Raw genomic sequence first — 26,458 nt, forward strand, 5'->3', positions numbered from 1 at the left:
CTCTATCAGATCTTTCCGATCCGATTTCCTCGGTGCTTTCCGGTCCCTTTTGTTTTCACTCCGGGGGCCTTTCGGCGGTTCCGACTTTATCAGAAGATCTGAGTCGGATTTCCCGCCTCCCGGAGAAGCGATCAGGCGCACGTCGGCGCCGGTGCTTCCCGTTCTGGCGGAGCCGTAAACGTACTGGAGCGGGGCGCCCCGATGCAAATCGAGGGGCCCCGCTCCGGTGCGCTGCTGGTCAGACCCGTCAGACCTCGACGACGACCGGGAGGATCATCGGCCGGCGGCGGTAGGTGTCGGAGACCCACTTGCCCACCGTGCGGCGGATCAGCTGCTGGAGCTGGTGGGGCTCGAGCACGCCGTCCTGGGCCGACTTGTTCAGGACCTGGTCGACCTTCGGGACCACGGCGTCGAACGCCGAGTCCTCGATGCCGGAGCCCCGGGCGTGGATGTTCGGACCGCTCACGATCTTGCCGGTGGAGGAGTCCACCACCACGAAGACCGAGATGATGCCCTCTTCGCCGAGGATGCGGCGGTCCTTGAGGTGGACCTCCGTGACGTCGCCGACCGAGAGGCCGTCGACGTACACGTAACCCGCCTGGACCTTGCCGGTGATCCGGGCGCGGCCGTCGACCAGGTCGACGACGACGCCGTCCTCGGCGATGACGATGTGGTCCTTGGGGATGCCCGTCATCGCGCCGAGTTCGGCGTTGGCGCGCAGGTGGCGCCATTCGCCGTGGACCGGCATGAGGTTCTTCGGGCGGCAGATGTTGTAGAAGTACAGCAGCTCGCCGGCCGAGGCGTGGCCCGAGACGTGGACCTTGGCGTTGCCCTTGTGGACGACGTTCGCGCCCCAGCGGGTCAGACCGTTGATCACGCGGTAGACCGCGTTCTCGTTGCCCGGGATCAGGGACGACGCCAGGATCACGGTGTCGCCGGGGACGATCCGGATCTGGTGGTCGCGGTTGGCCATGCGGGACAGGGCCGCCATCGGCTCGCCCTGCGAACCCGTGCAGACCAGCACGACCTCGTCGTCCGGCAGGTCGTCGAGGGTCTTCACGTCCACGACGAGACCGGCCGGCACCCGGAGGTAGCCCAGGTCACGGGCGATGCCCATGTTGCGGACCATCGAGCGGCCGACGAAGGCGACCCGGCGGCCGTACTCGTGGGCGGCGTCGAGGATCTGCTGGATGCGGTGCACGTGGCTGGCGAAGCTGGCCACGATGATGCGCTTCTGGGCGTTCGCGAAGACCGTGCGCAGGACGTTGGAGATGTCCTTCTCCGGCGGGACGAAGCCCGGGACCTCGGCGTTCGTCGAGTCGGACAGCAGGAGGTCGATGCCCTCCTCGCTGAGCCGCGCGAAGGCGTGCAGGTCGGTGAGGCGGCCGTCCAGCGGGAGCTGGTCCATCTTGAAGTCGCCGGTGGCGACGGCCATGCCCGCGGGGGTGCGGATGGCGACCGCGAGCGCGTCCGGGATGGAGTGGTTGACCGCGATGAACTCGCAGTCGAACGAGCCCAGGACCTCTCGGTCGCCCTCCTTCACCTCAAGGGTGTAGGGGCGGATGCGGTGCTCCTGGAGCTTCGCCTCGATCAGCGCGAGGGTCAGCTTGGAGCCGATGAGCGGGATGTCCGGCTTGAGCCGGAGCAGGTAGGGGACGGCACCGATGTGGTCCTCGTGGCCGTGCGTGAGCACGATGCCCTCGATGTCGTCCAGGCGGTCCCGGATGATGCTGAAGTCGGGCAGGATCAGGTCGACACCGGGCTGCTCCTCCTCGGGGAAGAGGACGCCGCAGTCGACGATGAGCAGACGGCCGTCGAACTCGAAGACCGTCATGTTCCGGCCGATCTCGCCGAGCCCGCCGAGCGGGATGACGCGCAGGGCGCCCTTCGGGAGCTTCGGCGGGGCGCCGAGTTCAGGATGCGGATGACTCAAAAGACTCTCCTCACCACGCACGCCACGTACCTCTTGGCACGTGGCGCGCATGACATTCGTGCACTTGCTGTTGTCAGTGTTCAGTTGTGAAGTCTGTTGTCAGAGCTCTACCCCGCCGGCGGCCAGGTCGACCTTGAGCTGCGCGGTCTCCTGGTCGGAGAGCTCCACGAGCGGCGGCCGCAGCGGGCCGGCCGGGAGGCCCTGGAGGGTGAGGGCGGCCTTGGTGGTCATGACGCCCTGGGTGCGGAACATGCCGGTGTAGACCGGGAGCAGCTTCTGGTGGATCTCGGTGGCCTTCTGGACCTCGCCGCCCAGGTGGGCGTCGAGGAGGGCGCGGAGTTCCGGGGTGACGACGTGGCCGACGACGGAGACGAAGCCGCAGGCTCCGACGGAGAGCAGGGGCAGGTTGAGCATGTCGTCGCCGGAGTACCAGGCGAGGCCGGAGCGGGCGATGGCCCAGCTGGCGCGGCCCAGGTCGCCCTTGGCGTCCTTGTTGGCGACGATGCGCGGGTGCTCGGCGAGCCGGACGATCGTCTCGGTGTCGATCGGGACGCCGCTGCGGCCGGGGATGTCGTAGAGCATCACCGGGAGCTCGGTGGCGTCGGCGATGGCCGAGAAGTGCCGGTACAGGCCCTCCTGCGGGGGCTTGTTGTAGTACGGCGTGACGGCGAGCAGGCCGTGTGCGCCGTCGCGCTCGGCGGTGCGGGCGAGCTCGATGGAGTGGTGGGTGTCGTTGGTGCCGATGCCGGCAACGATGTGGGCGCGGTCGCCGACCGCCTCCAGTACCGCTCGTACCAGCTCCGATTTCTCCGCGTCGCTGGTGGTGGGGGACTCGCCGGTGGTGCCGTTGACGACGAGACCGTCGTTGCCTGCGTCCACCAGATGGGTGGCCAGTCGCTGGGCACCGTCGAGGTCGAGTGCGCCGTCCGCCGTGAAGGGCGTGACCATGGCGGTGAGGACCCGCCCGAAGGGGGTCTGCGGAGTGGAGATCGGAGCCATGGGTAACACGCTACTCGCTGCTCAGCGCCGGGTGTCCCCTAGGGGGACAGGAGAAAGGGAGCCCGGCGCTGCCTGCTCGGGGGTTCAGGCAGCGCCGGGGTCCGTTTGATCAGCCTAGATGAACTTCGTGAAACGTCGCAATACGGACACTTCGCACGAGGTGTTCGGACATCTGTGCCCTACGGGGCCACACGGCCGTTCTTGTTGAACGCCGCGTGGGTCAGCGGCATCAGCCGGGCCCAGTGCTCTTCCATCCTCTCGCCGACCATCTCGATCTCCCGCTGCGGGAAGGACGGGACCGCGGCCAGCTCGTGCTGGGTGCGCAGGCCCAGGAAGTGCATGAGCGAGCGCGCGTTGCAGGTGGCGTACATCGAGGAGAAGAGGCCGACGGGGAGGACGGCGCGGGCGACCTCGCGGGCGACGCCGCCGGCCAGCATCTCCTGGTAGGTGGCGTAGGCCGTCCGGTACGACTCCTCCATCGTGCGGCTCACCAGGTCGTGCTGCTCCTGGGTGCCGTCGACGAAGACGTACTTGCCCGGGCGGCCCTCCTGGACGAGCTTGCGGGAGGTGTCGGGGACGTAGAAGACCGGCTGGAGCTCCCTGTAGCGGCCCGATTCCTCGTTGTACGACCATCCGACGCGGTGCCGCATGAACTCGCGGAACACGAAGATCGGGGCGCTGATGAAGAACGTCATCGAGTTGTGCTCGAAGGGGCTGCCGTGGCGGTCCCGCATCAGGTAGTTGATGAGGCCCTTCGAGCGCTCCGGGTCCTTCTGGAGCTCTTCGAGGGACTGCTCGCCCGCCGTGGAGACCCGGGCCGCCCAGAGGACGTCGGAGTCGGCCGCCGCGCTCTTGACCAGATCAACGGTGACGTCGCTCCGGAAGTCGATCTTCACGTTCTCGGTGGGGCTGTCGGTCACCAGCGGTCCTTCCAATCGGCTGTTGCAGTCGCCCACTCTAACGACGTCCTACCGGAGGATGAGATTCGGCCGCTTTGGTGAAATAGGGCACCAAAACCCCGGTTCTGTCGTCTGAACCTGTGAAGCCAGACAACGACCGAGGAGAGTGACTCTGATGTTCCGCCGGAAAGAGGCCGTACCGTTCGCGTTCGTCGCGGAGGCCGACCACTTCCGCAGTAACGTCACTCCGCCACCCCGGGAGCGCCCCGGCGCCTCGCAGATCGTGGGCCGTACGCTGCTCGGACTGACCGTCGCGGCCGGTCTCGTGGGGTCGCTGATCTTCGGGATGCCGTCCCTGCAGTCGGGTGACTCCGCCACTCGTCAGCAGCAGTCCGAGGCCTCCGACAACCGCTGAGGTAGCCTCACCGGGCACTGCCCCTTCGAGCGTGCCTGTAAGTGAGGACCTGTCGTGCCCCTGCCCTTTCTGACGGCCGACCGTGCTTTTGACACGACCGACCACGTCGCCCTGCCGTTCGACGACCACGACCAGTGGCGTCGACCGTACCGACCGGGGTCCTGGCGGGTCGGGGCGGCGGCTCTGGCGCTGCTGCTCGCCTCTTTCGTACTCCTCGCCTCGGTGATCATCGCCGCCGCGGGAGCCTTCGGCGGCGCGGGTGCCACCCTGGGCCTCGCCCTGCTCGTCATCCTGGCCGCCCTGCGCATGCTGCGCATGGGCACCTGGGTCAGCGGCGCCGGAGTGCGCCGCGTGGCCTTCCTCTCCACCGTCACCGTGCCGTGGGCGAAGGTGACGGCCCTGCGGACCGTGCAGCAGCCGGTGCGCTGGCTGGGGCTCCCCCGGACCGTCCAGGGACAGGCCCTGGTGCTCGGCCGGCAGGGTGGTGAGCAGCTGGTGCTGCTCACCGACCACAACGCCGACTTCCTCTCCCGCGTCGAGGCCTTCGACCGGGCGACCGACACGGTCGAGGCCTGGAACGCCGAGTACGGGGTGGCCCCGGCCGTCACACGCTGACCGGGCGCCCCTCGTGGAGGGCGATGGCCCGCTGCATCGCCTTGCGGGCCCGGGGGGTGTCGCGGGCGTCGTGGTAGGCGACCGCGAGCCGGAACCAGCAGCGCCAGTCGTCCGGTGCGTCCTCCGTCTCGGCCCTGCGCCGGGCGAAGACCTCGTCGGCGGAGTCGCGGTCGATGCGGCCGCCCTCCGTGCGCTTCAGTTCGTCGACGGGCAGGCCGCCCTCCGCCTCCAGTTCGGTGGCGAGGCGGCCCGCCTGCCGCGCGAACCGGGTGTTCTTCCAGAGGAACCAGCCGCCGACACCGGGCAGCAGGAACGCCACCGCGCCCATGCCCATGGCGGCCGGCTCGCCCGTGAGGAGCAGCAGGACGCCCTCCATGGCCACCACGCCGAAGACGAGCACCAGCACGGTGGCCAGGAAGACGTACGTGATCTTTCCGCCCATGGCCGTCAGCCCAGGTCCAGGAAGTGCTCCAGGCCGAAGGTGAGGCCCGGAGCGCTGGTCACGCGGCGGGCGCCCAGGAGGATGCCCGGCATGAAGCTGGAGTGGTGCAGGGAGTCGTGCCGGACGGTGAGGGTCTCGCCCTCGCCGCCGAGCAGGACCTCCTGGTGGGCCAGGAGGCCCGCGAGGCGCACGGAGTGGACGCGGACGCCGTCGACGTCCGCGCCGCGGGCCCCGTCCAGGGCGGTCGCGGTGGAGTCCGGCTGGGCGCCGCGGCCGGCCTCGGCGCGGGCGGCGGCGATCAGCTGGGCCGTCCGGGTGGCGGTGCCGGAGGGGGCGTCCACCTTGTGCGGGTGGTGCAGTTCGACGACCTCGACGGACTCGAAGTACGGGGCCGCGATCTGGGCGAACTTCATGGTGAGGACCGCGCCGATGGAGAAGTTCGGAGCGATGAGGACGCCGGTCTCCGGGGAGGCGGCGAGCCAGGTCCGCAGCTGCGCGAGGCGCTCCTCGGTCCAGCCGGTGGTGCCGACGACCGCGTGGATGCCGTGGCGCACGCAGAAGTCGAGGTTCTCCATGACCGAGGCGGGGGTGGTCAGCTCGACGACGACCTGGGCACCCGCCTCGGTGAGCGTCTCCAGCTTGTCCCCGCGGCCGAGGGCCGCGACCAGTTCCATGTCCTCGGCGGCCTCGACGGCCCGCACGGCCTCGGAGCCGATGCGGCCCCGGGCACCGAGGACCGCCACGCGCAGCTTGCTCATTGCTCTGAATTCCTTAGGGCTAGATGGTCAGGAGACGGCCTGGTGGAGGCGGTCGGCCTGCTTGTCCTTCAGGGGGCCGATCACCGCCAGCGAGGGCCGCTGGGCCAGTACATCGCGGGCGACCTCCCGGACCTCGTCCGGGGTGACGGCGGCGATCCGGTCCAGCATGTCGTCCACCGACATCTGGGTGCCCCAGCACAGCTCGCTCTTGCCGATGCGGTTCATCAGCGCGCCGGTGTCCTCCAGGCCGAGGACGGTCGATCCGGAGAGCTGGCCGACGGCGCGGGCGATCTCGTCGTCCGTGAGGCCGTCGGCGGCGACCTTGGCGAGCTCGTCGCGGCAGATCTTCAGGACGTCGTGGACCTGGCCGGGCCGGCAGCCCGCGTACACCCCGAAGAGGCCGCAGTCGGCGAAGCCCGAGGTGTACGAGTACACGCTGTAGGCCAGGCCGCGCTTCTCGCGGACCTCCTGGAAGAGGCGGGAGGACATGCCGCCGCCGAGGGCGGTGTTGAGCACGCCGAGGGCCCAGCGGCGCTCGTCGGTGCGGGCGAGGCCCGGCATGCCGAGGACCACGTGGGCCTGCTCGGTCTTGCGGTTGAGGAGCTCGACGCGGCCCGCCGCGCGCAGGGTGCGCAGGCCGTCGCGGGGGGCGACGGGGACGGCGTCCGTACGGGTGAGGGCGCCGGCCTTCTCGAAGGCGCGGCGGACCTGGCGTACCACCGTGGCGTGGTCGACGTTGCCCGCGGCGGCGACGACCAGGTGGGTCGGGTCGTAGTGCTTCTTGTAGAAGCGGGCGATCTGGCCGCGAGTGAGGGCGTTGACCGTGTCGACGGTGCCGAGGACCGGACGGCCCAGCGGGGTGTCGCCGAACATGGTCTGCGCGAACAGCTCGTGGACGACGTCACCGGGGTCGTCCTCGGTCATCGCGATCTCTTCGAGGATGACACCGCGCTCGGCGTCCACGTCCTCGTCGAGGATGAGCGAGCCGGTGAGCATGTCGCAGACGACGTCGATCGCCAGCGGCAGGTCGGTGTCGAGGACCCGGGCGTAGTAGCAGGTGTACTCCTTCGCCGTGAAGGCGTTCATCTCGCCGCCGACCGCGTCGATCGCGGCGGAGATGTCGAGGGCGGACCGCTGGTGGGTGCCCTTGAAGAGGAGGTGCTCCAGGTAGTGGGTCGCGCCGTTGAGCGACGGGGTCTCGTCGCGGGATCCGACGTGCGCCCAGATGCCGAAGGTGGCGGAGCGTACGGAGGGGAGCGTCTCGGTGACGATCCGGAGGCCGCCGGGGAGGGTCGTGCGGCGGACCGTGCCGATGCCGTCCTTGCCCGGGAGAAGCGTTTGGGTACGGGCGACGGCCCGCCCCTCCGAAGAGGGGCGGGCCGTCGTCACGGAACTACGGGACGTCACTGGTCGGTGTCGCCCTTGTCGTCGGCGGCGCCGTCCTCGTCCGCGATCACGGGGATCAGGGAGAGCTTGCCGCGCTGGTCGATCTCGGCGATCTCGACCTGGACCTTGGAGCCGATCGCGAGCACGTCCTCGACGTTCTCCACGCGCTTGCCACCGGCGAGCTTGCGGATCTGCGAGATGTGCAGCAGGCCGTCCTTGCCGGGCATGAGGGAGACGAAGGCACCGAAGGTGGTGGTCTTGACGACCGTACCCAGGTAACGCTCGCCGACCTCCGGCATGGTCGGGTTGGCGATCGCGTTGATCGTGGCGCGGGCGGCCTCGGCCTGCGAGCCCTGCTGGGCACCGATGTAGATGGTGCCGTCGTCCTCGATCGTGATGTCGGCGCCGGTGTCCTCCTGGATCTGGTTGATCATCTTGCCCTTGGGGCCGATGACCTCACCGATCTTGTCCACCGGGATCTTGACGGTGATGATGCGCGGCGCGTTCGGGGACATCTCGTCCGGAACGTCGATCGCCTCGTTCATCACGTCGAGGATGTGCAGACGCGCGTCACGGGCCTGCTTCAGCGCGGCGGCCAGGACCGAGGCGGGGATGCCGTCGAGCTTGGTGTCGAGCTGGAGGGCGGTCACGAACTGCTTCGTGCCGGCGACCTTGAAGTCCATGTCGCCGAACGCGTCCTCGGCACCGAGGATGTCGGTGAGCGCGACGTAGTGCGTCTGGCCGTCGATCTCCTCGGAGATCAGACCCATGGCGATACCGGCGACGGCGGCCTTCAGCGGCACACCGGCGTTCAGCAGCGACATGGTGGAGGCGCAGACCGAGCCCATCGACGTCGAGCCGTTGGAGCCGAGGGCCTCGGACACCTGACGGATCGCGTAGGGGAACTCCTCGCGCGTCGGCAGCACCGGCACGATGGCGCGCTCGGCGAGCGCGCCGTGGCCGATCTCACGGCGCTTGGGCGAGCCCACGCGGCCGGTCTCGCCGACGGAGTACGGCGGGAAGTTGTAGTTGTGCATGTAGCGCTTGCGGGTCACCGGGGAGAGGGTGTCCAGCTGCTGCTCCATGCGGAGCATGTTGAGGGTGGTGACGCCCAGGATCTGGGTCTCGCCACGCTCGAACAGCGCCGAGCCGTGCACGCGCGGGATGGCCTCGACCTCGGCCGCGAGCGTACGGATGTCGGTGAGGCCACGGCCGTCGATGCGGACCTTGTCCTTGATGACGCGCTCGCGGACCAGCTTCTTGGTCAGCGCGCGGTAGGCGCCCGAGATCTCCTTCTCGCGGCCCTCGAAGGCCGGGAGGAGCTTCTCGGCGGCGAGCTCCTTGATGCGGTCGAGCTCGGCCTCGCGCTCCTGCTTGCCGGCGATGGTGAGCGCCTTGGTGAGCTCACCCTTGACGGCGGCGGTGAGCGCCTCCAGGACGTCGTCCTGGTAGTCCAGGAAGACCGGGAACTCGCCGGTGGGCTTGGCGGCCTTGGCGGCGAGGTCCGACTGGGCCTTGCAGAGGGCCTTGATGAAGGGCTTCGCGGCCTCGAGACCGGCGGCGACGACCTCCTCGGTCGGCGCCTCGGCGCCGCCCTTGACGAGCTCGATGGTCTTCTCGGTGGCCTCGGCCTCGACCATCATGATCGCGACGTCGCCGTCCTCGAGGACGCGACCGGCGACGACCATGTCGAAGACGGCGTCCTCGAGCTCGGTGTGCGTCGGGAACGCGACCCACTGGCCCTTGATCAGGGCGACACGGGTGCCGCCGATCGGGCCGGAGAAGGGCAGGCCGGCCAGCTGCGTGGAGCAGGAGGCGGCGTTGATCGCGACCACGTCGTACAGGTGGTCGGGGTTGAGCGCCATGATCGTCTCGACGATCTGGATCTCGTTGCGCAGGCCCTTCTTGAAGGACGGGCGGAGCGGCCGGTCGATCAGACGGCAGGTGAGGATCGCGTCCTCGGAGGGGCGGCCCTCCCGGCGGAAGAAGGAGCCGGGGATCTTGCCGGCCGCGTACATCCGCTCCTCGACGTCCACCGTGAGGGGGAAGAAGTCGAGCTGGTCCTTGGGGCGCTTCGAGGCGGTGGTCGCCGAGAGGACCATCGTGTCGTCGTCCAGGTAGGCGACGGCGGAACCGGCGGCCTGCTTGGCGAGGCGGCCGGTCTCGAAGCGGATGGTGCGGGTGCCGAAGGTGCCGTTGTCGATGACGGCCTCGGCGTAGTGGGTCTCGTTCTCCACTAGTGGTTTCTCCTACGTGTTCGTCTTTGCGTCCGGGGCCCGTGTGGCCGGGGACGGTGGCGACGGCGGCGGAGAAGCGCCTCGGGTGCGGGCCGGTCTTCGATCGAAGCACCCGGTGATTCGTCCGGGGGCCACTACCGAGGACCGGCGGCTGGCCGGCGGCTCCTCGCTCGTCGTATGGGGTTGTGCGACCAGACTAAGCCGGTGCGCACACTTTGTGCACGTACAGCAAAGGGAGCGGCCCCCTGAAAGTGGGAACCGCTCCCTCCACGGCTGCTTACTTGGCGCCGCCGGCCGCACCGCGGCGGATGCCGAGGCGGTCGACCAGGGTACGGAAGCGCGCGATGTCCTTCTTGGCCAGGTACTGCAGCAGGCGGCGGCGCTGGCCGACCAGGATGAGCAGACCACGGCGGGAGTGGTGGTCGTGCTTGTGCTGCTTGAGGTGCTCGGTCAGGTCCGAGATGCGGCGGGACAGCATCGCCACCTGGACCTCGGGGGAGCCGGTGTCGCCCTCCTTGGTGCCGAACTCGGTCATGATCTGCTTCTTGACAGCGGCGTCGAGAGCCACGCGGATCTCCTCTTGGTGTTCGTGCGCCCGCGAGTGCCCCTGGTCTAGGTCTCAGGGGAAGCTTCCGTGACTCGACGGGCGAAGGTCCGATGGGCGCAGCTTCCAGAGGCTTCGAGGGCTTCCGGGAGCGCGTACACAAACGGCCGTCACACAGCGTACCAGCTCGCCGGAGCGCCCCCGCTTCCCCTTTCTACTTGCTGGTGAGGGAGCGGACCGCCGTGAAGACGTCGAGGACGGCGAGGCAGAGCGGGACGAGGGAGAGGAGGACGAAGCCCTCGGTCAGGTCGAGGAGGCGGCCCCAGAACGGGGACAGGCCCTTCCTCGGGATGATCAGGCCGATGGCGGTGATCAGCGCGGCTCCGGCGGCGACGGCCGCGGTGAGCCAGATCGTACGGATGTCCAGGCCGCCCCGGTCCCCGTACACGAGGAGTTCCTTGACGAGGTCGGCCGGCGGGTTGAGGGAGAGGCCGAGGACGAGCAGCGCGACGGCGGCGATGCCGGCGACCAGGACGCAGGCGACCTGCGAGGTGTAGCGGAAGAGCCGGGCGCGCAGCAGCATCGCCAGACCGGCGGCGAGGGCGAGGAGCTGGCCCCAGACGTTTCCGGCGAAGCCGAGGACGGCGGCGGAGCCGACGACGACGGCCGCGCAGCCGCCGACCAGGCCGAGGAGCATCTCGTGGCCGCGGCGGCTCTGGAGCGCGATGCGCTCGCCGTCGACGGGCTGGGCCTCCTCGCCGGCCGACTGCTGCGGGTCGCCGAGGAACTCGTCCTCGGCGGCGCTGCGCGGGGCGGCGTAGCCGATGGGGAGCCGGGCGAAGCGGGCGGAGAGGCCGGGCAGGAAGGCGACGAGGCCGATGGCGACGGGCGCGCAGACGGCGGCCGTCTCGGTGGCGGAGCTCTCGGTGAGGATCGCCACGAAGGTGGCGAGGGTGCCGACGGCGGAGAGGAAGGTGGCGGCGACGAAGGGCGCGTCGCCGCTGGGGGTGAGCGCCACGAGGGCCACCGAGGCCACCAGGACGGTGACGCAGCCGAGCAGGAACTGCAGGCGGCCGGGGCCCTGGCCGGCGTCGGCGGCGACGATGCCGGAGCCGGCGATGAGCAGCAGCGGCAGGGCGCCGAGGCCGAGGGCGACGGCGGTGGCCCGGTCGCCGTACACGCGGGCGCGCACTCCGGCGAAGGCGGTCAGGAGGAGTCCGGCGGCGCCCGCGATGATCCCGGGCAGGCTGTGCATGTCGTGGCGGACCGGGTCGGCGAACCAGAGGACGAAGCCCATGAGGACGAGGAGCAGGACGCCGCCGAGGAGTCCGGCGCCGCGCAGCAGTTCGTCGCTCCACAGGTGCCGGTCGCGGGTGACGGCGGAGGCGACGGCGTCGGACACGTCGTCGTAGACGGCCGGCGGCAGGGACTGGGCGAAGGGGCGCAGGGAGAGCACCTCGCCGTCGAGGACCTGCTGGGCGGCGAGGGTGCGGGCGCCGTCGAGGACCGATCCGTCGCGGCGGACGAGGTGGTATCCCGTGGGGGTGCCGGCCGCCTGGGTCTGCCCGGTGAGCCGCAGGATCTCCGGGTAGACGTCGGCGACGGCGATGTCCTCGGGGAGCGCGACGTCGATGCGGCTGTCCGGCGCCACGACGGTGACGCGGCAGAAACCGGTCGCTGCGGTCGTACTCACGTGTCTGGACCCCCTGATTCGCGGTTGCGCACGATGCGCGCGCCACCCTACCGGGGACGGCCGGTGGGGGCTGCAAGTAGGATCGCCGTCCCATGGGGGAAGTCCGTGCGCTCGGCTGCCGACAGGGGTGCCGTGCGGATGCTCCCGCCACGAGCCCGCCTCCAACGAGGGATTGATGCGCCGGTGAGCCAGATCGTCGTCAAACGCCCGCCGAGGTCTCTTCCGCCGGAAGTGCCCGGTGAGGAACTGGTCCTGGAGTCTCCGCCGGAACTTCCGCGGGGACAGCAGGAGTCGGCGTTGATGCAGCTCCTGCCGATGCTCGGCATGGGCTCCTCGGTCGTGTTCTTCTTCATGACGCCCTCGCCGATCATGCGGATCATGGGTGTGCTGATGCTGGCGTCGACGGTCGCGATGGCCATCGCCCAGTTCGTCAGATTCCGTCGCGGTACGCAGGGGCAAATGGCCGATGTCCGCCGCGACTACCTCAAATACCTCGCGCAGACCCGGCGTACGGTCCGCCGCACCGCGCGCAAGCAGCGGGACGCGCAGCTGTATCTGCACCCCTCCCCCGAGCAGTTGTGGTCGGTGGTGGCGGAGGGCTCCCGGGTGTGGGAGCGACGGGTCGGCGACCATGACTTCGGGCAGGCGCGGATAGGGCTCGGGGCACAGCAGTTGGCGACGCCGCTGGTGGCTCCGGACACGGCTCCGGTGGACGAGCTGGAGCCGCTGTGCGCGGGTGCCATGCAGCAGTTCCTCGCGGTGCACGGCACCCTGGACGGGCTGCCGATGGCGGTCTCGATGCGGGCGTTCTACCACGTGACGGTGTCGGGCGAGCCGGAGTCGGCGCAGGCCGCCGCCCGCGGTCTGGTGGCGCAGCTGGTGACGCTGCACTCCCCCGACGACATGATGCTGGCCGTGGTGGCGGCCCGTCCCGCGCAGGAGCGCTGGGACTGGACGAAGTGGCTGCCGCACACCCAGGTGCCGGGGCAGGTCGACGGGGCCGGTACGAAGCGGCTGTTCGGCGACGACCTCGGTGAGCTGGAGGGGCTGATCCGGTCGCGGCTGGACGGGCGGCCGCGGTTCTCCCGGGAGAACCAGCCGGTGCTCGACCAGCCGCACGTGGTCGTGGTCCTGGACGGCGGGATGGTGCCGCCGGACTCGCTGCTCGCGGCGGCCGAGGGTCTGCAGGGCGTGACGATCGTGGAGGTGGTCTCCGGCGACCTCGACGAGCCGCGCGGTGGACTCTCCGTGGTGGTGCGCCCGGGCCGGCTGCGTCTGGAGTCGGGGGGCGGTTTCGCGTACGAGGGGCTGCCCGACGGCATCTCGCTGCCCGCGGCGGAGGCGCTGGCCCGGCAGCTGGCGCCGCTGCGGATGGGCGGCGGGGACGACGACGAGCCGCTGCTCGCCAATCTGGACTTCACGGATCTGCTGAACCTGGGCGACGCGGCCTCGGTGGACGTGGCCCGCACCTGGCGGCCGCGGTCGGTGGCCGAGCGGCTCCGGGTGCCGATCGGTGTCGGCGAGGACGGCCAGCCGGTCATGCTGGACCTGAAGGAGGCGGCGCAGGAGGGCATGGGTCCGCACGGTCTGTGCGTGGGCGCCACGGGTTCCGGAAAGTCGGAGCTGCTGCGGACGCTGGTGCTGGGCCTCGCGGTGACGCACTCCTCGGAGACGCTGAACTTCGTCCTCGCGGACTTCAAGGGCGGCGCGACCTTCGCGGGCATGTCGCAGATGCCGCACGTGGCGGCGGTCATCACCAACCTGTCGGACGACCTGACGCTCGTCGACCGCATGGGCGACGCGATCCGCGGTGAGCTGCAGCGCCGTCAGGAGCTGCTGCGTTCCGCGGGCAACTACGCCAACATCCACGACTACGAGAAGGCGCGGGCGGCGGGTGCCCCGCTGGAGCCGCTGGCCTCGCTGGTCCTGGTGATCGACGAGTTCTCCGAACTCCTCACCGCCAAGCCGGACTTCATCGACATGTTCATCCAGATCGGCCGCATCGGCCGTTCGCTGGGTGTGCACCTGCTGCTCGCCTCGCAGCGCCTGGAGGAGGGCAAGCTGCGCGGTCTCGACACGTACCTCTCGTACCGGATCGGTCTGCGGACCTTCTCGGCGGCGGAGTCGCGGACGGCGATCGGCGTGCCGGACGCCTACCACCTGCCCTCGGTGCCGGGTTCGGGCTACCTGAAGTTCGGTACGGACGAGATGACCCGGTTCAAGGCGGCGTACGTCTCGGGCACGTACCGCACGGGCGGGCCCCGCCTGGAGATCGGGCAGCTGCCCGTGGAGCGGCGTCCCGCGCTGTTCACGGCGTCGCCGGTGCCGGTGGTGTACGCGGCGCCGGACCCGGCGTACCTGACGGCGCGGCGGGCCGAGGAGGACGACGCGCTCGCGGACACCGTCCTCGACGTGATCGTGCGCCGGCTGGAGGGCCAGGGGGTGCCGGCCCACCAGGTGTGGCTGCCGCCGCTCGACCAGGCGCCCTCGCTCGACCAGCTGCTTCCGGGGCTCGCGCAGACGGCGGACCGGGGGCTCACGGCGACGGAGTACACGCGTCAGGGCGGGCTCACGGTGCCGCTCGGCCTCATCGACAAGCCGTTCGAGCAGCGGCGCGAGGTGCTGTACCGGGACTTCTCGGGCGCGGCCGGTCACATGATGGTGGTCGGCGGTCCGCAGTCCGGCAAGTCGACCATCATGCGGACGCTGATCTCGTCGTTCGCGCTCACCCACACCCCGGCCGAGGTGCAGTTCTACTGCCTGGACTTCGGCGGCGGCGGCATGATCTCGCTGGCCGACCTGCCGCACGTCGGCGGGGTGGCGTCCCGGCTCGACCCGGAGCGCGTGCGCCGGACGGTCGCCGAGGTGATGGGCGTGCTGAACCGGCGGGAGGAGTTCTTCCGTTCGCACTCCATCGACTCGATGGCGACCTACCGGCGCAAGCGGGCCGCGGGCGACCTGCCCGGCGAGGCCTGGGGCGACGTCTTCCTGGTCGTGGACGGCTGGGGCGGCTTCCGCAACGACTACGACATGCTGGAGCCGATCGTCGCCGACATCGCGGCGCGCGGTCTGGGCTACGGCATCCACGTGGTGATCACCGCGGCCCGGTACATGGAGGTGCGGGCGGCGCTCAAGGACCAGATGCTGGGCCGGCTGGAGCTGCGGCTCGGTGACGTCATGGACTCCGAGTTCGACCGCAAGGTCGCGGCGAACGTGCCGACCGGGGTCCCGGGGCGCGGCCAGGTGCCGGAGAAGCTGCACTTCATGGGGGCGCTGCCGCGGATCGACGGATCGAGTTCGGCCGTCGACCTGTCGGAGGGCACGTCGGCGTTCGTGCAGGCGGTGAAGGCGAGCTGGACCGGGACGCCGGCGCCCGCGGTGCGGCTGCTGCCGCGCAAGCTGCCGGCGGAGCGGCTGCCGAAGGGCTTCGAGTACCCGCAGCACGGCATCGCGATCGGCATCGACGAGACGAACCTGGAGCCGGTCTTCGTCGACTTCGAGTCGGACCCGTTCTTCCTGGTCTTCGGCGAGAGCGAGTCCGGCAAGACGGCGCTGCTGCGGCTCATCGCCAAGCAGCTGTGCGAGCGGTACACGCCGGAGCAGGCGCGGATCGTGGTCGGTGACTACCGGCGGACGATGCTGGAGGCGGTGGCTCCCTCGCACCTCCTGGAGTACGCGCCGATGGCCTCCGCCATGCAGATGCACATGGACGCGATCAACACGGTGATGACGAAGCGGGCGCCGAAGCCCGACATCACCCCGCAGCAGCTGCGGGACCGCAGCTGGTGGTCGGGTCCGCAGCTCTTCGTCCTGGTCGACGACTTCGAGCTGGTGGCCACCAACTCGGGCAACCCGCTGTCGGTCCTGGTCGAGAACCTGCCGTTCGCGCGGGACGTCGGCATCCGGTTCATCGTGGCGCGCAGCGCGGCGGGTGCCTCGCGGGCGATGTACGAGCCGTTCATGCAGCGCATGAAGGAGCTGGGCGCGCAGGGCGTGCTGCTCTCCGGCGATCCGCAGGAGGGCGACATCCTCGGCAACGTCCGGGCGCGGCCGATGCCGCCGGGCCGGGGCACGTTCGTGTCGCGGAAGCGGGGCGCACCGCTGGTGCAGCTGGGCTGGCTGCCGGAACAGCACTGAGGGACGGCGCGGTGCGGCGCCCCATGGGTGGCGCCGCCCGGGCTGAGCGGAACGGTGGCGCACGAGCAGCGCTGCCCGGGCTGAGCGGAACGGTGCGGTCGGGCCCGGGAATTCCCGCCGACCGGGTACGGCGGTCCCACTACTGTGGGAGGGACCGCCGTACCACCGCGAAGGGACCGCGCCGATGACCGACGCCCACGTCGACAGCACCGCCGGAAGCACCGCCGACAGCGCCCTGGCCGCCGAGAAGGAGCGCCAGAAGGAGGAGCTGTACGCGCTCGATCTCTCCGGCGTCGAGTGGGAGGGCGCTCCGGGGACGAGCCCGGACGAGGAGCGGGTGGAGATCGCCCGGCTCCCCGAGGGGGCGGTGGCGATGCGTTCGTCCCTCGACAAGGCGACGGTGCTGCGCTACACGAAGGCCGAGTGGGACGCGTTCGTCCTCGGGGCCCGGGACGGCGAGTTCGACCTGCGCTGAGGCCCGGGCGGGGCCGGGACATGTGTGAGGGGGTGGCCCGTCGGACGGGCCACCCCCTCACACGCGTACGCGAGGTCTCACATCATGCGGAAACGGGCCGCGTTGCCCTTGTCGGTGTCCTGGTAGCCGACGACCGACTGGTCCAGGAGCAGCGCGAGGCGCGCCAGGTCCTGGTTCATGCCGGCCATGTCGCGGGTCAGGCGGTCCTGGCTCTCGCGGTAGGCGACCTTCGCTTCACCTTCCCAGTTGGAGGCGACGCGGTTGACCTCGGCCATGAGGTCCTCGAGCTTCTGGCTGAGCGTGCTGGCGGTGAGGCGGACGTCGGCCGCCGCCTGCGTCACGGTGTCGTAATTGACCGCAGTGGTCATGGTGATGACTCCTGGAGTGAGAGTGGCGCGGAGGGCTGGTCGGGACGGACGGCTCAGGCCATGCCGAGGATGGCGCTCTGGCCACCGCTGGTGTCGTCCATCTGACGGAAGGACCGGATGCGGTCCTCCTCCTCCTGCGTGAACCCGTCGGCGCTCATGCGCATGATCTCCTCGAGCTTCACGAGCTCGACACGCATGTTGCGCAGGCGCTGGTTCAGGTCGTTCTGGACCCGGTCGTACTCCTTGCTCGCAGCGCCCTGCCAGCCCGCCTGGATGCGGTCCACCACGCCGTTGAGGGAGGTGATGCGGGCCTGGATCTCGTCGTGGAAGTCCTGGATCCGGCCGGCGAGCTTGACTTGTTCGGCACTGGTTACGTTCAGGTCTTTCGACATCTTGCCCCTTCTTCCTTCGGCGGCGTCGACGGCTGGGCCGTCGGGCCGTCCGGTCGTGATGCGGACGGGAATCTTCTGATGCCGCCCCCGTGCTGGGATCGCACTGCCGTGCGCCCAGCGGTCACTTTAGCCATTGACGGCGGCAGTTCCAACTGCAAAGGAGAGTCCGGATACTTGACCGCCGCGCGGCTCAACGGGCCCCCCTTCGACGGCGGCTGTCGCGGATCACGACGGCGCTTCCGGCGACCACGGCCACCAGGACGACGCCGATCCCCAACGTGTAGGTGGCGAGCCGTTCGGAGCGCTCCTGGGGCGTCTCCGAGAGCGCCAGACGGGCCGGCTCGGGGGCCGCCGCCTTGGGCGGGCCGGGGTCGGCCGTGGGCGAGGAGGGCGGGACCCCCGGGGTGTCGGCGAGCGCCCGCACCGGGTCGACCACCCCCCACCCGACGTGGTTGTCGCGGCCGTTGACGGAGCGGACGGCGGTCTGCTCGATCCGGGCGACGATCTGGGCGGAGCTCCAGTCCTTGTGCTTGGCGCGCAGCAGGGCGGCGACGCCGGCCACGTACGGGGCGGAGAAGCTGGTGCCGTTGTCGATGCACTGGCCGCCGCCGGGGACGGTGGAGACGATGTCGACGCCGGGGGCGGCGACGCCCACGAAGGTGCCGGACTGGGAGAACGCGGCGCGCTCGTTGTTCCGGTCGGAGGAGGCGACGGCGAGGACGCCGGGGAAGGCGGCCGGGTAGGTCGTCTTGAGGGCGCCGTCCATGCCGTCGTTGCCGGCGGACGCGACGACGACGATCTTCTTCGCGATCGCGCGGGCCACCGCCTTCGCCATGTCCGAATCGAGGTCGAGCGCCTGGGTGGTGTCCTGCGAGATGTTGATGACGTGGGCGCCCTTGGCGATGGCGTGGTCGATCGCCAGGGCCATGGTGTCGGACTTGCCGCTGTTCTTCTCGTCGTTCTGCCGGATCGGGATGATCGTCGCCTCGGGAGCGAGGCCGACGAAGCCGGTCCCCGGGCGGGGGCGGGCCGCGATGATGCCGGCGACCTTGGTGCCGTGGCCGACGTCGTCGACGGTGCCGTCGGTCTTGCCGCGCTTCTCGTCGCCGAAGCCGGGGTTCTTCTTGTCGGGCTTGAGGTAGTCCTTGCCCGCCTTGGCGTCGACGGCGGTCCGCAGCTGCGGGTTGATGTCGTCGACGCCCGTGTCGATGACGGCGACCCGGACGCCCTTCCCCTTCGTGTCCTGCCACAGTTCGTCGAGGAGGACCCGCTGGAGCGGCCAGGGGGTGCCCTCGATCTGCTTCTTCATCGGGAAGGTGCACTCGCCGCTGCCGTCGAGGACCGGGCCCGGGGGGCGCGGCACGGCGGCCGCGGCGGGGGCCGCGAGCAGGGCGGTGAGGGCGCCGGCGGCGAGCAGGGCCGCCACGGTGCGGTGGCCCGTCGCCCGGAGGCCGGTCGCGGGGAGGCCCGTCGTGCCTCGGCCGGTCGTACGGAGGCCGGTCGTGCCGAGGCCCGTCGTGCGGTGGCCCGTCGTGCGGTATGTCGTCGTCACCGGTGCCACCCCCTAGGAACCCTGCGGCTGACGCGCGCTGTTGGTGTCGAGCCGCGGGCCCTTCGACAGGAACTCCGACCATTCGATCGGGACGAGGACCGGCGTGACCTTCTCGTACCCGAGACGCTTCTGGGCGTCGCTGGGTTCCGGGCGTCCGTCGGTCGCCTTCTCCTTGTCCCCGGTGCCGATGTCGGAGCGGGCGGAGTCGCTGTCGCCGTTCGCCTGTACCGCGTAGCGGAGGCCGGTGTCGGTGACGAGGAAGAGCGAGCCGTCGGGGGTCTTCTGGTTGCCCTGGATCTGGGTGTACAGCAGGCCGGTGCCGGGGGTGACGTACGTGCTGGTGCCGCCGGCGGTGATGTCGGCGGGGTACTTGGTGCCGGCCCAGGTGGTGAGGGTCGTCCCGCCCTTCTCGTCGACGCCGGTGAGGACGCTGCACACGGTGTCGCGGGCGCCCGCGCCGGTGGCGGCGTTGACCTGGGTGGACTTCTGCACCGGCCACTTCACGCCGGCGTGGAAGACGGTGGGGTCGGGGACGAAGGAGGAGGCGTCGACGGTGGTGGCCCTGCCGTCCATGTCGAGGACGCCGGTCTGCGGGGAGTTGATGAGCAGCCAGGCGGTGAACGGGGTGACCGGCTGGACCTTCCCGGCGAGGACGACGTAGTGCTGGGGCCCGGAACCGGTCTGGGCGAGCAGGACCATGCCGATGCGGTTCTCGGTGCCGTTCAGGGTGTTGCCGGGGATGCCGGCGTTCTCGCCGACCTTCCCGTCCAGGGAGGGGAAGTCCACCGGATCGCCGGTCTTGAGGGTGGCGAGCCAGTCGTCGGTGACGGCCTGGGGCTCCTTGCCGAGGCCGACGAGGGCGGTGAGCAGCCCGGGGACCTCGGCCTTCACCGGGTACTTGGTGCCGGTGTGGTCGACGAGGAACTGGGCGGCGCCCTTCTGTCCCTTGACGTACAGGATCTGCCCGTCCTTGAGCCGGCCCGCGCCCTCGGTGCGCCCGAGGTCCCGCTCGGCGAAGAGGAAGGTCGCCTTCTGGACGCTGGCGCCCGATCCGCCGCCGGGCTGCTCGCAGACCGCCCAGCGCTTGGACTTGCCGGCGTCGTCCGCGGCGGGCAGCCGGTCGGGGGCGTACGGGATGCCGAGGATCGGGCCGCGCGGCGGCTTGCCCTCGTCGAGCTTCTTGTCGGCGACCTGGACGACCTGGAACTGGTCGGGGTTGAGCAGGAGGCGCGCGGAGGCGAGGTTGAGGACCGGGTGAAGCAGGGTCTTCGCGTCCTTGCCCTTGCCGGTCTGCAGGACCACGTACCGGGTGGTCGACTGCTTCCCGACGATGACCCGGGTGCCCGGGGTGTCCCAGCCCTTGGGTGCCTGGGGGCTGAACATGCCCCAGGCGCCGAAGCCGGCGACGACGAGCGCGGCGACGATCAACCCGGGGACGATCGCGCGCAGCGGCTTCGGCGCCCCCTCCTCCGTGCCGGAGGGCGAGGGTTGGAGGAATGCCGCCACCGTGCGCTTCTTCGCAAAGGTGTACGCGTTGAGCTCGTCCCGCCGCGATGCCATGAGTCCCCAATTCTCGTCAGGCGCGATCTTCGCGCGGGAGCCGGGGAGGTGACACCCGGGCCCCGGCCGTCGGACCGGCCCCCTACTATGCCTGCTGTCCCGTGGGGTGCGTGGGGCGGGTAGGGTGATCCGGCCGCCAAAGCCCTGGCGGGCCAGGGTGATCGGGATGAATTGAGGGGGATTCTCCATCATGGCTTCCGCGACGCGGACGCGGCCCGCCGCGGCCACCGCCTCCGAACCCCCGTCCACGGGACCTGTTTCCTCGGTCTCGCCGAGACTGCGGGCACGCCCCGGACACTTCGGTTCGTTCCAGTTGCAACAGTTCGTACTGATCGAGGTGGCGGCGGCTCTGCTGGTCGTGGCCTGGGTCGTCGAGCGGATGCTCCTGGTGCCCGCCGGCGTGGTCGCCGTCGTGCTCGTCCTGCTGGCGGTCGTACGTCGGCACCACCGCTCCCTGCCCGAGTGGCTGGGCACCTTCCTGGCGCTGCGGGCCCGCACCCGCCGGGCGTCCTCCTTCACCGTGCCGGAGAACACCGAGCCGGGGCTCGCCCCGGTCGTGGAGTGCGACCCGGCGCTGCGGACCTACGCGTACAGCGACCGCGACCGGCGACCGGTCGGCATGGTCGGCGACGGCACGTTCCTGACCGCCGTGCTGCGGGTCGAGTCGGACGGTACGGCGCTGCGCCCGGACCGTGCGGCACGGCCGCTGCCCGTCGGGCTGGTCCGGGACGTGCTCAGCGTGGACGGCATCCGGCTGGAGTCGGCGCAGATCGTCCAGCACACCCAGCCCGCGCCCGCCCCGCACCTGCCGCCTCAGTCGATGGCCGCCCGCAACTACGGGCCGCTCCAGGCGCAGACGGGTTCGCCCGCGGTGCGCATCACCTGGATCGCGCTCAAGCTCGACCCCGAACTCTGCCCCGAGGCGGTCGCCGCCCGCGGCGGCGGTCTGGCGGGCGCGCAGAAGTGCGTGGTGCGGGCCGCGGACCAGCTGGCGAGCCGGCTCGCGGGCGCCGGGTTCCGGGCGGACGTGCTGACCGAACAGGAGCTCACCTCGGCGCTCGCCACCTCGACCTGCGCGAGCCCGATGGCGATAGCGCAGGCGGGCCGGGGGCAGGCGCAGGGGCGCCGGACCCAGGAGACCGCGCGGACCTGGCGGGTGGACGACCGCCGGCACACGACGTACTGGGTGGGGCGCTGGCCCCAGCTGGGCGGTCAGGGCGGCCCCGGGGCCTCGATGCCCCAGCTGGTGGCCCTGCTGACCTCGCTGCCCGCGCTCGCGACGACGTTCAGCCTGACGCTGAGCGGCGGGGACCGGCAGGAGGTGACGGTGACCGGACACGTACGGATCACCGGGCGCAGCGACGAGGAGCTGGTGGCCGCGCGGCACGAACTGGAGCGCGCGGCACGTGGGGTGAGGACGGGCCTGGTGCGACTCGACCGCGAACAGGTGCCCGGCATCCTGGCGACGCTTCCGCTGGGGGGTGCGCGCTGATGTCCACCTCCTCCTTCGGTACGCCGTCCCGCTCCGGCGGTTCCCACCGCTCCGCCTCCCGAGGCACGGACTCCCGGGGTACGGGGCGGGGCACGCGGCCCCGGTTCGGTTTCGGGCTCGTCGGGCCGCGCCGCGAGCGGCACTCCGTCCCCCTCGACCAACTCGACGCGCTGGCGCTGCCGGTCGGTGACGACGGCATGGTGATCGGCGTCGACGCCGAGAGCCGGCCCGCCGTGCTCGGCATCAACCGGCCCGTCCCGTACGACGTCACGCTCATCGGCGGTCTGTGGACCGCGCAGGTGCTGGCCCTCCGGGCGGCCGCGACGGGCGCCCGGGTGGCGGTCGAGACCGGCCGTGCGCAGGCCTGGACGCCGCTCGCGCAGGCCGCGGGCGGCGGACAGCCGTGCATCTCGCTGCACGACGTGGGCCGGGTGCCGCCGCAGGGCGCGTCGGCGGGCAGTCCCGTGGTCGTGGTGCGGGACTGCGGCATGCGGCCGCCGCGCGGCCGGGTCGTGTCGGCGCCCTGGCAGTCGGTCGTGACGCTGCTGCCGTATCTGAGCCCGGTCGCGCCCCGGCTCCTGGAGAAGTCCTCGCTCGTCGGCGTCCAGCGGGTGTCCCCCGACGAGGCCGCCCAGATCGGCCGGATCATGAGCCTGCCGCGTCACGAGTACGAGGCGCTGTCCACGCTCGCGGACGGGGTGACCCTCTGGTGCACGCCGAGCGATCGCCAGTTCGTGATGACCCAGGCGACCGACGCCGAGACCGGATTGTTGGGCGGCGCGCGGCGGATGGACTGAACGCCGACCGAGCGGCGCGAAGTTGTTCAAGTACGTCCGTTTTTACATCGTTTTGAACGGTCGGGGTTTTCACTCTGCGGCGCGGCCGGGTCACTTGAGGACCGGACCGGTCCGCGGGGAGGGGCACGGGGGGTCCGTCGGGCCTGCCCGGGGGTTGCCCGCGCCGATTAGGGTGGAAGAGCCCCGCCCACAACGGCACAAGGGTGCTCGACCACACCAGGAGGCAAAGTGAACGGCGATCGCGACGAGATCCACGGGGGTTGGAATCCACCCGCCGACGATCAGTCCGACGCGGATCCCGCCGAGATGACGGGTGAGTTCACCATCGACTACACCCCGCCCGCCTGGTACACGCAGAACGCGTCGGGCGGTGCGGGGGCGGGCGGTGCCACTCCCCCGCCGCCGAGCGGCGCGCCCGTTCCCGTCCCGGGCCTCCCGGCCGGCAGCGGCTTCGAGCCGAGCTGGAACGCGGGGGCTCCGCAGGCGGGCGGTCCGCAGCCGGACGCGGCTCCGGTGGCTGCGGCTCCGGTCGCCGGGCCCGCGGTGCCTCCGGCGGGTGCGGCTCCCGCGGCTGTGCCGCCGGCCGTCGCGCCCCCGGTCGCCACGCCTCCGACTGCCGCGCCTCCCGTCGCCGTGCCTCCGGCCGCGGCGCCTCCGGTCGGCGCGCCCCCGGTCGCCGGGGGTCCCGTCGGTACGCCTCCGGTCGGTCCGCCTCAGGTCCCCGGCGCACCGGTCGGTGTGCCTCCCGTCGGTACGCCTCCGGTCGCCGCGTCCGATCCCTCGGTACCGGGTTCCTTCCCTCCGCCCGCCCCGCTGCCGGGCACCCCGGTGCCGACGCACGCGCCCGGGCCGGCCGCGCCCCCGGCGCCGTTCGGGGGCGGGGACATCGAGAGCGGCGCGACCATGCGCTTCTCCCCCGCCGCCCTCCAGCGCGAGATCGCCGAGCGCACGGCGGAGGCCTCCGCCCCCACGACGACGCCCGACCCCGCCGAAGGCGCGCCCGCGACGGACCCCGTCCAGGACCAGGCCGCCGCCCCCGCTCCGGCCGAGTCCTCCGCCGAGCAGCCCTCCGGGGCCACCGACGACGTGCCCGCCCTCCCCGCCGACGGCGCGGACGGCCACGGGCCGGCGCGGGCCGAGGCGCCCGCCCCGGAGCCGGGCGCCGAGCCGGGCGTGGAGAACGGGGGAAGCGGGGAGAACACCGCCCCCGAGGACACCCCGGAGACACGCGACGAGGCGGCCGAGCCGGTCGACGCCCCGGCGGGTTCGGACTCTTGGGACACCGGGACGGACTCCGGGACGAGCTCCGGGACGGTCACCGACGCCGTTCCCACCGGGGTCTCCGGCGGCGCCGAGGGACCGGAGGTCCCCCCGGCCGCCGCCGAGGCGGCTCCGGAGCCCGTCGCTCCCGCGCCCCTCCCGCCGGCCGACGCGCCCCAGGGCTTCGGCCCCGGCGCGGCTCCCGGTCCGTTCCCGGGTGCCGCCCCCGGTCCGTTCCCCGCAGGTGGGCCGCAGCCGGGGACCGGTCTGCCGCCGCTGCCGCCGTCCTTCCAGCCGGCCGCGCCCGGGCCCGCCCAGCAGTGGCCCGCGCAGTCGGCTCCGGGCGCCCAGCCGGTGCCCCAGGCCGCGCCGTTGCCGCCCGCCGCCGCCTGGCCCGGCGCTCCCGCCGCGCCCGGTCCCGTTCCGCCGCAGGCCCAGCCGCCGCAGCAGCAGCCCGGTGCCTACGGGTACCCGCAGGCCCAGCCGCAGCCGCCCGGTTCCTACGGCTACCCCCAGGAGCCCCAGCCGCCCCAGGCTCAGCAGGCGCCCCAGGGTGCCCAGCCTCCCGCGCCGCAGGGCGGCTATGGCTTCCCGCACCCCGGCACGCCTCCGCAGCAGGCCGGTTACGGCTACCCGCTGGGGGCACCTCCCGGTCAGCAGGGCCCGGGGGGACAGCCCGGCGTCCCCGGCGGAGTCCCGCCGCAGGCCCAGGGGCCGGGCGGCTACGGCTACCCGCACCCCGCCGCCGTACCCCCGCAGGCGCCGGCCCCCCAGCCGCCGCAGGACGCGCAGCCGCCGGTCGACCCGCGGACCGGGGCCGCCTGGCCCTCGCCCGTGACGCACGATCAGCGGGAGCGGTCCGTGCCGGGCGCCCCGCTCGGCTACAACGCGGCCGTCGAGCTCTCCTCCGACCGCCTCCTGCGCAACAACAAGCAGAAGCCGAAGTCGAGCCGGACCCCGGGCGGCGCCGCCGCCCGGTTCAAGCTCGGCGGGAAGAAGGAGGAGGCGGAGCGGCAGCGCAAGCTGGACCTGATCCGGACCCCCGTCCTCTCCTGCTACCGGATCGCGGTCATCTCGCTCAAGGGCGGCGTCGGCAAGACCACGACGACGACCGCGCTGGGCGCGACCCTGGCGACCGAGCGGCAGGACAAGATCCTGGCGATCGACGCCAACCCGGACGCCGGCACGCTGGGCCGCCGGGTGCGGCGCGAGACCGGGGCGACCATCCGCGACCTCGTGCAGGCGATCCCGTACCTCCACTCGTACATGGACATCCGCCGGTTCACCTCGCAGGCGCCGTCGGGTCTGGAGATCCTCGCCAACGACGTGGACCCGGCCGTCTCGACGACCTTCAACGACGAGGACTACCGACGGGCGATCGACGTCCTGGGGAAGCAGTACCCGATCATCCTCACGGACTCGGGCACGGGTCTGCTGTACAGCGCGATGCGCGGGGTGCTGGACCTCGCCGATCAGCTGATCATCATCTCCACGCCCTCCGTGGACGGCGCGTCGAGCGCGTCGACGACGCTGGACTGGCTCTCCGCGCACGGGTACGCGGACCTGGTGCAGCGCTCCATCACCGTCATCTCCGGGGTCCGCGAGACCGGCAAGATGATCAAGGTCGAGGACATCGTGCAGCACTTCCAGACCCGCTGCCGCGGTGTCGTGGTGGTGCCCTTCGACGAGCACCTGTCGGCCGGTGCCGAGGTGGACCTCGACATGATGCGCCCGAAGACCCGGGAGGCGTACTTCCACCTCTCGGCGATGGTGGCCGAGGACTTCTCCCGGGCGCAGCAGGCCCAGGGGCTCTGGACGGGCGACGGCCAGGGCGCGATGCCGCCGCACATGGCCCCGCCGATGCCGGGCCATCAGATGCCCGGACAGCCGGTGCCGGGCCAGCCCATGCCCGGTCAGCCCATGCCCGGCCAGCCGGTACCGGGGCAGTTCGCGCCCGGACAGCCCGTACCGGGTCAGCCCTACGGGACCCAGCCCGCGCCCGGACAGCCGTACGGCGCGCAGCCGATGCCGGGGCAGCCCGGACCTGGACAGCCTGCCCCCGGACAGCCGTACCCGCCGCAGCAGCCCTACGGGCAGCAGCCGGGGCAGCCGTACGGACAGCAGCCCGCCCCGGGACAGCCGTACGGCGCGCAGCCGATGCCGGGGCAGCCCGGGCCCGGACAGCCGATGCCCGGACAGCCGTACGGACAGCAGCCGGCGCCGGGGCAGCCGTACGGAGCACAGCCCGCGCCCGGACAGCCGTACGGCGCGCCCGCCGGTCAGCCCGGGATGCCGCAGGGCTGGCAGCAGCCGCATCCGGGTCAGCCGCTTCCCCCGCAGGCGGCTCCGCAGGATCAGGGTCAGGGGTACGACCGGGAACAGGGCCAGGTCCCGCCGTCCGACTGGCCCCCGCAGCAGCCCCCACAGGCGCCGCCAGCCCCTCAGCAGTAGGGCGTCACAGGAGTAGACCAATGAGGCCCCGTACCGGTTCACCGGTACGGGGC

Annotated in this window: 20 protein-coding genes; 7 read left to right on the forward strand and 13 right to left on the reverse strand. The window is 71.8% G+C overall.

Annotation, left to right across the window (positions count from 1 at the left end):
- Positions 1 to 247: 247 nt before the first annotated feature.
- From ABT129_RS34390 to thyX, 3 genes are all read right to left on the reverse strand, one after another.
- Positions 248 to 1,933 carry a ribonuclease J gene (locus ABT129_RS34390; RefSeq protein WP_351909518.1) on the reverse strand — a complete coding sequence of 562 codons (1,686 nt, stop codon included), beginning with the start codon at positions 1,931 to 1,933 and terminating at the stop codon, positions 248 to 250.
- 99 nt (positions 1,934 to 2,032) lie between these two features.
- Positions 2,033 to 2,932, reverse strand: coding sequence for a 4-hydroxy-tetrahydrodipicolinate synthase (gene dapA / locus ABT129_RS34395; RefSeq protein ID WP_351909520.1), 900 nt, complete (start codon positions 2,930 to 2,932; stop codon positions 2,033 to 2,035).
- Between the two features lie 179 nt (positions 2,933 to 3,111).
- Positions 3,112 to 3,852, reverse strand: a complete 741-nt coding sequence (gene thyX / locus ABT129_RS34400; RefSeq protein ID WP_351909522.1) for an FAD-dependent thymidylate synthase — start codon at positions 3,850 to 3,852, stop codon at positions 3,112 to 3,114.
- A 154-nt stretch (positions 3,853 to 4,006) separates the two neighbouring features.
- Here thyX and ABT129_RS34405 point away from each other — a divergent pair, with 154 nt between their 5' ends.
- Complete coding sequence (locus ABT129_RS34405; protein WP_351909524.1) at positions 4,007 to 4,246, forward strand: hypothetical protein; 240 nt, start codon at positions 4,007 to 4,009, stop codon at positions 4,244 to 4,246.
- A gap of 54 nt (positions 4,247 to 4,300) precedes the next feature.
- Positions 4,301 to 4,861 (forward strand): SCO5741 family PH domain-containing membrane protein, encoded by a 561-nt coding sequence (locus ABT129_RS34410; protein ID WP_351909526.1) that lies wholly within the window; start codon positions 4,301 to 4,303, stop codon positions 4,859 to 4,861.
- Here ABT129_RS34410 and ABT129_RS34415 read toward each other — a convergent pair.
- The 6 genes from ABT129_RS34415 to eccD form a co-directional block, all read right to left on the reverse strand.
- On the reverse strand, positions 4,851 to 5,303 hold the full coding sequence (locus ABT129_RS34415; RefSeq protein WP_351909528.1) for a tetratricopeptide repeat protein: 453 nt from the start codon (positions 5,301 to 5,303) through the stop codon (positions 4,851 to 4,853). The two genes, ABT129_RS34410 and ABT129_RS34415, sit on opposite strands and share 11 nt — an antisense overlap.
- A 5-nt stretch (positions 5,304 to 5,308) precedes the next feature.
- Complete coding sequence (gene dapB, locus ABT129_RS34420; protein WP_351909530.1) at positions 5,309 to 6,061, reverse strand: 4-hydroxy-tetrahydrodipicolinate reductase; 753 nt, start codon at positions 6,059 to 6,061, stop codon at positions 5,309 to 5,311.
- A 27-nt stretch (positions 6,062 to 6,088) separates the two neighbouring features.
- A complete protein-coding gene (locus tag ABT129_RS34425; RefSeq protein ID WP_351909532.1) occupies positions 6,089 to 7,468 on the reverse strand; it encodes a M16 family metallopeptidase in 1,380 nt (459 codons plus the stop codon).
- Positions 7,465 to 9,684, reverse strand: coding sequence for a polyribonucleotide nucleotidyltransferase (locus ABT129_RS34430; RefSeq protein WP_351909534.1), 2,220 nt, complete (start codon positions 9,682 to 9,684; stop codon positions 7,465 to 7,467). Before ABT129_RS34430 ends, ABT129_RS34425 begins: the two co-directional genes overlap by 4 nt.
- Positions 9,685 to 9,961: 277 nt before the next feature.
- Positions 9,962 to 10,252, reverse strand: coding sequence for a 30S ribosomal protein S15 (gene rpsO, locus ABT129_RS34435; protein ID WP_231071434.1), 291 nt, complete (start codon positions 10,250 to 10,252; stop codon positions 9,962 to 9,964).
- 190 nt (positions 10,253 to 10,442) lie between these two features.
- Entirely contained in the window at positions 10,443 to 11,921 is a 1,479-nt protein-coding gene (eccD, locus tag ABT129_RS34440) for a type VII secretion integral membrane protein EccD (RefSeq protein WP_351909536.1), read from the reverse strand.
- 183 nt (positions 11,922 to 12,104) lie between these two features.
- Here eccD and eccCa point away from each other — a divergent pair, with 183 nt between their 5' ends.
- Together eccCa and ABT129_RS34450 are read left to right on the forward strand one after the other, a co-directional pair.
- The gene (gene eccCa / locus ABT129_RS34445) at positions 12,105 to 16,058 is read left to right on the forward strand and encodes a type VII secretion protein EccCa (RefSeq protein WP_351909538.1); all 3,954 of its coding nucleotides are present in this window, start codon (positions 12,105 to 12,107) and stop codon (positions 16,056 to 16,058) included.
- A 184-nt stretch (positions 16,059 to 16,242) separates the two neighbouring features.
- Positions 16,243 to 16,533 carry a DUF397 domain-containing protein gene (locus ABT129_RS34450; protein WP_351909540.1) on the forward strand — a complete coding sequence of 97 codons (291 nt, stop codon included), beginning with the start codon at positions 16,243 to 16,245 and terminating at the stop codon, positions 16,531 to 16,533.
- A gap of 77 nt (positions 16,534 to 16,610) precedes the next feature.
- Here ABT129_RS34450 and ABT129_RS34455 read toward each other — a convergent pair whose 3' ends face one another.
- The 4 genes from ABT129_RS34455 to eccB all read right to left on the reverse strand — a co-directional run bounded on the left by ABT129_RS34455 (position 16,611) and on the right by eccB (position 20,405).
- Complete coding sequence (locus tag ABT129_RS34455) at positions 16,611 to 16,901, reverse strand: WXG100 family type VII secretion target (protein ID WP_351909542.1); 291 nt, start codon at positions 16,899 to 16,901, stop codon at positions 16,611 to 16,613.
- A 53-nt stretch (positions 16,902 to 16,954) separates the two neighbouring features.
- Entirely contained in the window at positions 16,955 to 17,293 is a 339-nt protein-coding gene (locus ABT129_RS34460; RefSeq protein WP_351909544.1) for a WXG100 family type VII secretion target, read from the reverse strand.
- Between the two features lie 190 nt (positions 17,294 to 17,483).
- A complete protein-coding gene (mycP, locus tag ABT129_RS34465) occupies positions 17,484 to 18,602 on the reverse strand; it encodes a type VII secretion-associated serine protease mycosin (RefSeq protein ID WP_502981999.1) in 1,119 nt (372 codons plus the stop codon).
- 255 nt (positions 18,603 to 18,857) lie between these two features.
- The gene (gene eccB, locus ABT129_RS34470; protein WP_351909546.1) at positions 18,858 to 20,405 is read right to left on the reverse strand and encodes a type VII secretion protein EccB; all 1,548 of its coding nucleotides are present in this window, start codon (positions 20,403 to 20,405) and stop codon (positions 18,858 to 18,860) included.
- Positions 20,406 to 20,595: 190 nt separating this feature from the next.
- Here eccB and eccE point away from each other — a divergent pair, with 190 nt between their 5' ends.
- The 3 genes from eccE (at position 20,596) to ABT129_RS34485 (ending at position 26,405) form a co-directional block, all read left to right on the forward strand.
- Positions 20,596 to 21,897: a type VII secretion protein EccE gene (eccE, locus tag ABT129_RS34475; protein WP_351909548.1), complete on the forward strand. Its 1,302-nt coding sequence runs from the start codon at positions 20,596 to 20,598 to the stop codon at positions 21,895 to 21,897.
- Positions 21,897 to 22,694: a hypothetical protein gene (locus tag ABT129_RS34480; RefSeq protein ID WP_351909550.1), complete on the forward strand. Its 798-nt coding sequence runs from the start codon at positions 21,897 to 21,899 to the stop codon at positions 22,692 to 22,694. The genes eccE and ABT129_RS34480 overlap by 1 nt, the downstream gene beginning before the upstream one ends.
- Positions 22,695 to 22,922: 228 nt before the next feature.
- Positions 22,923 to 26,405: an SCO5717 family growth-regulating ATPase gene (locus tag ABT129_RS34485; RefSeq protein WP_351909552.1), complete on the forward strand. Its 3,483-nt coding sequence runs from the start codon at positions 22,923 to 22,925 to the stop codon at positions 26,403 to 26,405.
- Positions 26,406 to 26,458 lie beyond the last annotated feature (53 nt).

Origin of the sequence: Streptomyces sp. NPDC002057, from assembly GCF_040296665.1 — a bacterium.
GTDB lineage: Bacteria > Actinomycetota > Actinomycetes > Streptomycetales > Streptomycetaceae > Streptomyces.